The sequence below is a fragment of the Paenibacillus polysaccharolyticus genome (assembly GCF_900102085.1).
Classification (GTDB): domain Bacteria; phylum Bacillota; class Bacilli; order Paenibacillales; family Paenibacillaceae; genus Paenibacillus; species Paenibacillus polysaccharolyticus.
Genome location: NZ_FMVM01000005.1, coordinates 255,354 through 264,691 on the forward strand (window position 1 = coordinate 255,354; position 9,338 = coordinate 264,691).

Below are 9,338 nucleotides of genomic sequence, written 5' to 3' on the forward strand. Positions count from 1 at the left end.
CAAGTTAATTAGACTAATGAGATAGTAAGGCAAATGTAGAACCATTGAAAAAACACGGATCAACGGATCAGCAGCGTTAGAGTATAAGCTTCTAGCATTCTGAGATAGGGCGATGCATCTATTTGAACCAAGGTCAATTCGAAACAGCAAATCTGCCCTTGAATGGGTACAAAAATAGAACACAAATTTTGGCCTTCGGACTTTGTTCCGTGAGTTCGTCTTCATGAGGTGTGAATTAGATTTAATTCGATTTATGGGTAGAAAAGAGAATAGAACAGATCGACACTACAATAACTTTTCATGTTATGGTTTTGTCATGATGAGGAGGTTTGTGTATTAAATCGTGGTGAAAAACATTTTCGTGTAACTTACTTTACATCACATTTACCAAATAGACAAGAGATTTACAGACATACGTTTTCAACTTTGTTACACGCGTCAGAATTAGTGACATTATGTACAAAAAAGGAACATAGCTCGACAAAATAGCTCATGTTCCCTGCTTTTCCTCCACAGTCAAATCTGTTCTATTCTAGTAAAACTATAGAGGCTTACATCGAGCATTTACTTTTTAAACAAACCTCTACGGTGCATCACGGTAATAAAACGATAAAAATCGTAGCTCGCACCGTTATCGATGCTAAACAACGGATTTTTGGCATCATAGGCCAGCGCTGCATCTACAGCAGCCTTCGCCCAGACAGGTACCTCCATCTGCTGACGTGCTTGCAAACGATCAACCTGTGCTTTCAGCGCATCAAACGCAGCTTTCTCTTCGGCTGTCATTGGTTCGCCCCCTTTCGGTGGTACAGTTGGTGGATTCGGATTCGAGGGTGTAGTCGGGTTCGACGGGTTACCAGGATTAGTCGGATTGGCTGGCTCTGTTGGATTCGTAGGATTTGGGTTTGACGTAGCCGCCGCATATCTCGCTCTAAGCTGTGCTGCACTTCCCTCGAATTCATTCATGTCTACATTACCGCTAATACCGTTCACCTTGCCCGAGTCCGTATACTGCCAGAACGTCCAGCGCTTCCATGCCGGCTGAGCATCCGGTACACGTGTCGTGCTGTAACGCGCAACCCACAGATCGTACGAGCCCAAAGAAGCATCGAAATTACTAGCAAATGAATTGCCTGTATATATGATCGGTTTTACACCTGTGAGACGTTGCAATTCTGTTAAAAAGGCTTTGGCTACCGTATTCATCTGTGCTCTGCTCAGATTGCCGGGATTGTTCTCGTAATCCATAACCGGTGGCAATTGCAGCGCCTTGGCTCCCCCGATCTGGTTCAGCGTATTGGCATAATGTGCCGCTTCTGCCCTCGCAATCTCCACAGTCGTTCCGCGGAAGAAATGATAGGTTCCGACCATCATGCCCGCCGCCAGCGCGCCGTTTACATTTTTCTGAAAATTCGGATCAATATATGTCCGCCCTTCGGTTGCTTTGATAAATACAAAGGTCATGCCGTTTGCCTTTACCTTGGCCCAGTCGATATTGCCCTGATACCTGGAGACATCAATGCCCTGCGTGTTGCCCGGGGTTCTATTTTGCAAATTTCTCACACCCTTTATTCGGCTAGTTGCCGTTTGTATTTAGTAAATGCGGACGGGTTGAAGATTGCTTGTGTGCGTGTCCCTTGTTGTACGATGTATGACCCAGAATACCGAGCTAGCCTTATGAAAGAAAACTCCTATTTGGAACAGCTCAAATACTACTACGATCTTATTATTAAGTTGAACCAATAATCTGTAAGCAAGATAAATACAGAGTGACGACTGAAGGTAAAGAAAGCACCCGTTGGGTGCTTTTCTTATTGTTACGCTGTGCTTTTCTTACTATCTGAATTCTCTTGATCCGAGGCTTTTACTTCGGATTGTTCAATTTCTGGAGGATGATCATTTTCGCCTTCGGAATGATTCAACGACGGAGGGGGATGTGGCAATGGAGAAGATAACACATCTTCTCCCGCCTTTCCTTTGAGCACTTGAATCGCCTGCCGAATGACAGGTGGGATCGGAGCGCCCAGTTTGCCCCCATTTTCAATAATGGATAACAACTCATTCGCGATATAAAAAAAGGCGACCGCATCCCTGAACAAATGTCCGTCTCCCAGAACACCGTCCACCAGATGAGCCACCGATACCATTGCAAATATAAATACCTTTCGTGCAATGCCAAACAGTCCAATATTACTCTCAAGCTTGCCCGTCATTCCCGCCGCCGCAATGCCTGTCAGGTAATCGAGAATGACGAAGACTAGCAATACGCCGAGCACTCCTGACCAGCCTCCAAAGAAGTAGGATGCCGAGCTACTCATCAGCGCAATCCCCCATTTCCATAGGGTGTCCCATCGTTCCATGGCTTCACCTCTTTTTGATTTAAAGGTTATTAACATAACCTCAAACAAGTATAACCCTTATAATTAAACTATTTACTATATGTGCATTCTATATACTCAAACTGATACTATTGTATCTACTGTCACCACAAAATACTGACTAAACTCACTAATATTTTGATCATAATTTGGATATATGTTACGTTGCAACTGAATACATAACTCTATAGGCCCATTAGTATCAAAATTTTCAGGTATGGTGATATTATACGAAGTTATGTTGTTTTCTGAACCATAACGATAGTTAATATTACCGCTCACCTGTCCACGTTTTAAAGGTTTATTAATATAAACAGTAGACAAAGATAGCTGATACACATAATTACTCGCACTGCCACTTGGGAGGGAAGCATAGCCATTAATCCCGTTCAATTGAACTCTTACTCCATTTTGATCTTTAAAATATAATTGAATTACAGGTATCCAATCAAATGTATAATTTACATTGTCTGAAGTAATTTTTAAATCTCCTAGTACAATCAAACTAGATCCAGCCGGAAAAGTTGTAATCGTCCTATTTTCAGGGACTGTTACTGAAGATTTTTGCGCTCTAATTCTACCTGTACTTATATTGCTAAATTGCTGATAATTACTTTGTTTAATTTCCTCTACTTTATTAATTAAAATCGCCCATGTATCACTCGTGGATGCACTGCCACCCTTGGCGTTAATGGCACCCACAATACCATTTTTAGCATCAACGCCAGATTGAAAAAGGTCTTGGGTCCAAGGTGTCCAACCTGAATCCATTCTCCTACGCATATAGAATCGGTCAGCGTGCAGGTCGTAAACTTTTTGTAAAACCCAATTTTCATCGTGTCTAATAACTTCAACGTAACCCCAACCTCCTGATAACGAAGGCGAATTTGATAAGCTATTTCCTTTGTACCAACCCGTTTGCAGAATATTGTTAAGATTTTGCCCTGATATATCAGTAGCTCTACCGTCATCCTGTGACACTCTATGTTTTTGAAGCGAATCCCCCATATTGACGATACGGTTAAGTGTTGGAACGAAAGATGTACCCGCTGTTGTTGCCACTGGACCGGTATCAAACATGTAAACCTCTGGACCAGCACCGCCTGTGTAACGCATGTAAATCCCTCGTGCACCTAAATTCGTGTGACTGTTCTCATATTTAAATGTATTTCCATCTAGAAAACAATTACTTCCATACAAAACAGAACCATTTGAAGAAGCAGAAAAAGTCCCCCATTGATTCATAATTAGTCTCCCAGTCATGACACCGCCTGTACGCGGTAAACTCGCATTTTTCGCGTTCGTCTCCGCCGCAACCCTCGCATCCCTAACCGCTTTCTCCGTCGCAGCCACCGTCTCGGACGTACCATCCGTCTTACTAGACAACTGCACCTTCCCTTTTTGTGTCAAGGACGCATCGGGGATATCCATCTTGCTCACTGCTTCACGAAGTGTATCCAAATCCGCTTGTGTGGCAACGCCTGCGTCAATCTTTTCAAAAATTCCATTAATACTTTCCCTCGTTACTGTCTCGTTTCCCAAGGGGAGCGGTAGCTTCAATCGATCCGTTTCCTGTGGCATTAAGCCCACACCTCCAGTTCATTCCACGTCAGGGACGCGGCATCGAGTTCATCCCAAGTTTTATGCTTCTTATCCAAGTCATCCCAGACTAGATATCGGTATTTATATTCCACGGCCATGTGGGCCGGTTTCAGTTCATCAATGGCTCGTTTCAGATCATCGATATTAGGCGGAATACCCATCGTATCTACAAAACTCACCATAAAGCTCCACGCCTCCGGCTGGAACGTTACGTCTACCTTGCCCCCGGCATACGCTTCGGCCACATTTGCGACCTGCCTACCCGAAAACTTACCTGCCCCGCGCAGCTTAGACTCTACTACAGCACGCCGCTGCTCCACAGGTTTGAGACGATCCGTCTCAATACCAAGCTCCTGCTCCCAGAAGTCCAGCCCCCATGTCGCCGTGCGGACAAAAAACTGTTCCAACGTCTCGTCCAGAGCCTGGTACAGCAAATCCATCTCACTGCCCTTGGCCTGCATATCGGCCTGCATCACACGCGAAGTCTCATAATATTGGGGCAAATACGAGAACATCTCCCTCCCCTTTTCACTCGTCAGTCCAGCATGTACAACAGAAGGAGCACTCATGTCCTGTGTCCTCCTTTCTATTCACATTCGAGGAAGAGGAATACTCACCGGGCTGCTCCGCCCGGTAATGACGGAATCCTTGGACTGGATGCACCTCGGCTCCGTCAAGTTTGTTCACCCGGGAATCCAGCACCCTTGCCGGTGCTTCCCCCGCCACCTTTTCCATGACATCATTCACCTCAATCCCCACACTACTCATGCACATCCACCGTCCCCAGCACAGCCACTTGGCTGGTGGTCATCTCGATATTTTGGTCGCTTACGCCGTTTACGGTTAGCTCCGAATAATCGATAATCGGCGGGATGTCTAGCAGAATCGCAGCAATACGAGTGTAACGTACGAGTGGATCGGCAAATGCAAGCTGCTTCAAATACGCGGTCACGCCGCGTTCGATTAATGCCCGGACATCCGCCAGCGTGGCATCACTTGCCAGCATCAGTTTCACCTGAATGTTCATCGGCACTTCCTCTGCCGGCATCACCGTCACCACAGGTCCAGCCGGGGCAACGCCCTCACCTTGTCCATCTTGCGTGGGGTCAACATAATTTTGCACCGCAGCCACCAGATCAGATCCGGCAGCGCGCTTGTCCGTATCGAGCAGATACAGCCCAACGGTACCCGGTCCCTGCCATAGCGGGATCACCCGCGTGGCCCCGACACCCGGCACTTCACTGGCCCATTGCACATACTGTGCCTTGTTGCCGCTTGTACCCTGATTGCGGACTTTGGCATAAAAGCGCTCCAGCAGCGCGGTATCCGCCTCGATGTCCGCACCGCCCTTGATGACGTCCGTGTTCACCACGGACGTCACGCCGCTTACCGGTGTAGACAGCACGGTTAACGTGCCTGCGGGTACATTGCTCTCTTTTCCAGCAACAAGCGCACGTACCCCTACACTCCCCACACCCTCTTCATCCAGCTCCACACGGCCCACCGTTTCATATTCCAGCGACGCTTCACCGGACACCTCATCTGCGAGCGTAGCTACAACCGTACCTGCTGGCACGACTTTCCCCGGCTCACCCGTAAATTTCACGGTACCCTGTGCAGCCACCGCCGCCCGGCGTGTAATGCCATGTTCTCCCGCCCGCAAATCCAGCTCCTCCGAACGAAAATTCGGATCACGGCTCGCCGCTGTACTGGCAAATCCGCGCCGCAGTAACTCCTGCGCCCAAAGCGCCGCCTCGGACAGCATAAAAGCTACCGGAGCCTCCGCATCCCACAAAAACGAACCTTCCGACTTATCCAGATCCGCGGGCAGACGATCCAGCATGCGCTGCATAATCTGTTCCTCCGTCTGGCCCTCCAAATAACGCGGAATCTCAGCCATCCCGTCAGATCACCTCACTTTCCAGAATAAACATCTCATCCTGCACACTCATCACCCGGCACGTAAACCCGCACTGCTCCCGGTCCCAATCGAATATAAACTGGTCCACCGCATCCGTACGAGGATCAGCGAGCAGCGTTTCCGTCACCATCCGGGCAATCTCACTTTCCATCACACCGCGGCTATCCCCCTGACCGATCAGATCCTCCAGCTCCGAACCGTAGTCCCGAGAGTAGATCACATGTCTGTACCGCGGAGTTTTCACCGCCTTGATACACCACTGCACCCACGCTTCATGCGCGTCTGCTGTAGCCACCTTGCCACTTGGAGTCAACACAAAATCACCAGCATCATAGTCATAGCGCCAGCTTCGCCCAAAACGCACTTCTTCCGAAGCCGCACCCGACAGGTCCTCTTCATCTCCCCAGACCATACCCGTTTCTGGAAACAAACTAGGCATTCGCACTCACCACCTTACACAGCACCACAATATCGTTCCCTCCATTCACCCGCATCGCTAGCACGCGATCCCCGGCTTTCAAACCTTTGCCCAAAGACCAGACTGCTTCTTCCACTTCCTCTTTTTGCAAAAGAAAGCGTCCCGTGCCCGTCGTACCGCCGCCAGCCACGTCAGATATCCCGGAAATCGCGCCAGCCTGCTCGCGCTCCGGCAACCCTAGCGTGCCCGGTAGCTCGGCCACGAGATAATCTTGCACTTCGTGTTTGAAGTCATCCAGCTTCACACCGGACGCCGTGATCGTACCAAGTACTGCGCCCAGACCGCTCACTGCCTGACGGGAATGTGTGCTCATTGCTCCCCGCATCACGTCGGCAAACTGCCCGTACGGATCTTCTTTATTCAAGATAAAACCTCCTTTTCACCAGCTCCGCCGTGCCCAGTTCCAGCGTCATCGTGCCCGGCCCGGCTGACAGATCCCGGCTGACAGACATGACGATCAGCTTTAGACCTTTCAGCATGACCGCATCTCCTGCGCGAATCGTATTGATATCCGGGGCCGAGATCGTAAACGTCTCCTGAATGCCTGTCAGCTTGCTTTTCGCCAGTTTTTTTGCGGCGGCCGCTGTTTTTACCTGATCGTCCTCGATCAGTTTTTGCAGTGTACCCAGTTGCTCTGTATCACTCTGCTCAATCGCCAGCACTTTGGAAGGCACCTCTTTACCGCTACCGCCGGACTCAGACGCTGCCATCACCTTTACTTTCGTGACTGCGCCTTCGAGTGTACGCATCTGCGTCAGATCGATTAGCCGATCCAGCGCATGTACCTTCGTGTTGCTACCTACCTTGAACAACTGCAACCCGCCAGGCATCATGCGTGGGTGGTACATGTCTCCCCCGGATTTGGCTGTTTCTTTCAGATCAGCAAATATCATCGAAAAAATCGTCTGTGACCGATACACCGCCTTACCCAGCTTGGTCTTGATCTCTGGCAACGTAGCCAGGGGGATTTTCCATTCCTTAGCGTAAGCTTTGAGCCGTTGTACTGCCGTCTGATCCTTGGGAAACAGGAATTCGTCCTCCGATTTTTCGAGATAAATCATTCGGTCGTAGACCGTGAGGGACAAACGCTTGGTACCGCTATTGGAGCTTTCAGCTTCCCAGATGACCGCTGGATGTAGCAGATAGACCATCGATTTTTCGCCAAAAGGAACCCCACTGATCCGTACCGCCATGCCTGGTGAAATCGCAGGAAGGCCTGAAGAAGCAGACACGGCGAGGCGGATGTTCGCCTGGTAGGCGATTTGGTCGAGCGAGTCCTTCAGCGTAATCGTCTCGACCAGCTTGGTGATATCATATTTGTCATCAACAATGACCTTGTAGGTCATGGCATCACCAGCTTTTGCCCGGGCTTAATCCGGTTTGGATCACTGCCGATGATCTTGGTGTTGAGCTTGTAAATCTCGTTCCATTTGGAACTATTTCCGAGCTCAAACTTGGCTATTTTGGACAGGGAATCCCCGGCTTTGACGGTATACGTCTTGCTATTTTTTTTCAGATCGGTACGTGAACCAGACTTGCTACCAGCAGCACCCGAACCCACCTTCTCCACTTTCGAATCCCGCCAGGTCCGCAGCGTCAGATCGAAATATATATCTCCAGGCTCCCCGCCGCGAAAACTCGAATTGAGTGAAATCAGAAATACGGGTACATTCACTCCGGTCCCCGAGATGATGAAACGCATCGGTTGTTTGGAGATGAGAAAGTTGTTCAGTACATCAAGCGCCACGCGTGGATCTAGAAAATACTTCACGTCCATGCAATAGGACGGATCATACACTTTTGGAAAAAAAGAAGAGAAGGTGATCTCCTTCACCTTCTCCCCTTGTGCAAAATCAAACTCGCCATGCTCCAGCATATTAATCGTTTCGTAACCCTTGGATCTGGAAATGTTGACTTCTTCCGGGTTCACCGGGAATACAAACGAAGTGCTGCCATCCTTCAACGTGAACAACATTTTATTAGGACCAACTTCATCTTTAAGTGTAGACATATCTGCGGCCTCCTTTCTGCTTAGGCCATAATCGTTTTGCGGTTTTGCATCGCCCGGCGGAGTTCATTTACAAAATGAGTACTAATTTGATCTACCAAACTAGAATAATCTAGATTCGGATTGTTATTATTAGAAATTTGTATTGCTCCATGAGGTAAATTAACATGGATTTGCTTAGCTTTCTTTGATGAAGAAGATACAATGGTATTTTTCTTACTTTTATCTATCCCAATGTTTTTGGTAGGATTTATACTACTTGTATTTTTAGGTTTCGAAGGTTTTTTTAATGGCCACCAGTTTTTAGGCCAAATCTTGGTTAAAACCTCTCCACCCCATTCTCCTGCCTTCTCCCCATACTTATCTCCAGCTAGCGCCCCACCACCTACTAATATAGGGGTAAATGGTTGGACACCTGGGATAAGTCCAGCTAACGAACCTAACCCAGTCCCTACTAACGAACCTATTTTTGATCCTACAATCTTACTTACCTCTACGATTTTTTCTTCTGGCGTAGACGCCTGCATGACCTTGTTAATAGTCCCCATAATATCTAAGTTTTTAAAGATCCTATTTCCTATTTTCCTTGTGCGCTTAGTCCATGGATGATCCCAGAAATCTTGCATTTTATTACTTAAACCATATCCATAATTTTTGAAGACTTCCAATGCCTTTTGACCAATCTCTTTACTTTTATTCACTATGTCTAAGGTATCGAAAAACTCGCCGATTTCTTTTTTGGAATCAAAATACCAATTTTTAATGTTACTACTTTTCGTCCCTACCCAATTTTTAGAAAAATCAAGTAAATTCTTGCTACCGTTTATAGCTCCATTGTATATATCCGCTGTCCAAGCTCCAGCTTTCTTTAAACCCGAACTCAAACCATTCTTGGAATACTCATAAGTATTGGAGAACCATGACGCAGTCCCATTTTTGGCTGCATTGTAC

Annotated in this window: 11 protein-coding genes; all 11 read right to left on the reverse strand. The window is 47.7% G+C overall.

Annotated features, from left to right (window positions below):
• Positions 1-564: 564 nt before the first annotated feature.
• A complete protein-coding gene (locus BLQ13_RS09100; protein WP_090918321.1) occupies positions 565-1,554 on the reverse strand; it encodes a glycoside hydrolase family 25 protein in 990 nt (329 codons plus the stop codon).
• Between the two features lie 263 nt (positions 1,555-1,817).
• A complete protein-coding gene (locus BLQ13_RS09105) occupies positions 1,818-2,360 on the reverse strand; it encodes a phage holin family protein (protein ID WP_244159258.1) in 543 nt (180 codons plus the stop codon).
• Positions 2,361-2,456: 96 nt separating this feature from the next.
• Entirely contained in the window at positions 2,457-3,959 is a 1,503-nt protein-coding gene (locus tag BLQ13_RS09110; protein ID WP_090918325.1) for a pyocin knob domain-containing protein, read from the reverse strand.
• Positions 3,959-4,549 carry a YmfQ family protein gene (locus BLQ13_RS09115; protein ID WP_090918328.1) on the reverse strand — a complete coding sequence of 197 codons (591 nt, stop codon included), beginning with the start codon at positions 4,547-4,549 and terminating at the stop codon, positions 3,959-3,961. The genes BLQ13_RS09110 and BLQ13_RS09115 overlap by 1 nt, the downstream gene beginning before the upstream one ends.
• The gene (locus tag BLQ13_RS28245; RefSeq protein WP_139168868.1) at positions 4,509-4,748 is read right to left on the reverse strand and encodes a hypothetical protein; all 240 of its coding nucleotides are present in this window, start codon (positions 4,746-4,748) and stop codon (positions 4,509-4,511) included. Before BLQ13_RS28245 ends, BLQ13_RS09115 begins: the two co-directional genes overlap by 41 nt.
• The gene (locus BLQ13_RS09120) at positions 4,741-5,880 is read right to left on the reverse strand and encodes a baseplate J/gp47 family protein (protein WP_090918330.1); all 1,140 of its coding nucleotides are present in this window, start codon (positions 5,878-5,880) and stop codon (positions 4,741-4,743) included. The genes BLQ13_RS28245 and BLQ13_RS09120 overlap by 8 nt, the downstream gene beginning before the upstream one ends.
• A 4-nt stretch (positions 5,881-5,884) precedes the next feature.
• On the reverse strand, positions 5,885-6,340 hold the full coding sequence (locus tag BLQ13_RS09125) for a DUF2634 domain-containing protein (protein WP_090918333.1): 456 nt from the start codon (positions 6,338-6,340) through the stop codon (positions 5,885-5,887).
• Positions 6,333-6,743: a hypothetical protein gene (locus BLQ13_RS09130; RefSeq protein ID WP_090918335.1), complete on the reverse strand. Its 411-nt coding sequence runs from the start codon at positions 6,741-6,743 to the stop codon at positions 6,333-6,335. Before BLQ13_RS09130 ends, BLQ13_RS09125 begins: the two co-directional genes overlap by 8 nt.
• Complete coding sequence (locus tag BLQ13_RS09135) at positions 6,736-7,725, reverse strand: XkdQ/YqbQ family protein (RefSeq protein WP_090918336.1); 990 nt, start codon at positions 7,723-7,725, stop codon at positions 6,736-6,738. The genes BLQ13_RS09130 and BLQ13_RS09135 overlap by 8 nt, the downstream gene beginning before the upstream one ends.
• Complete coding sequence (locus BLQ13_RS09140; RefSeq protein WP_090918473.1) at positions 7,722-8,354, reverse strand: LysM peptidoglycan-binding domain-containing protein; 633 nt, start codon at positions 8,352-8,354, stop codon at positions 7,722-7,724. Before BLQ13_RS09140 ends, BLQ13_RS09135 begins: the two co-directional genes overlap by 4 nt.
• Before the next feature lie 56 nt (positions 8,355-8,410).
• Positions 8,411-9,338: hypothetical protein (locus BLQ13_RS09145; RefSeq protein WP_167375689.1), on the reverse strand; the 928-nt coding region annotated here is incomplete at its 5' end.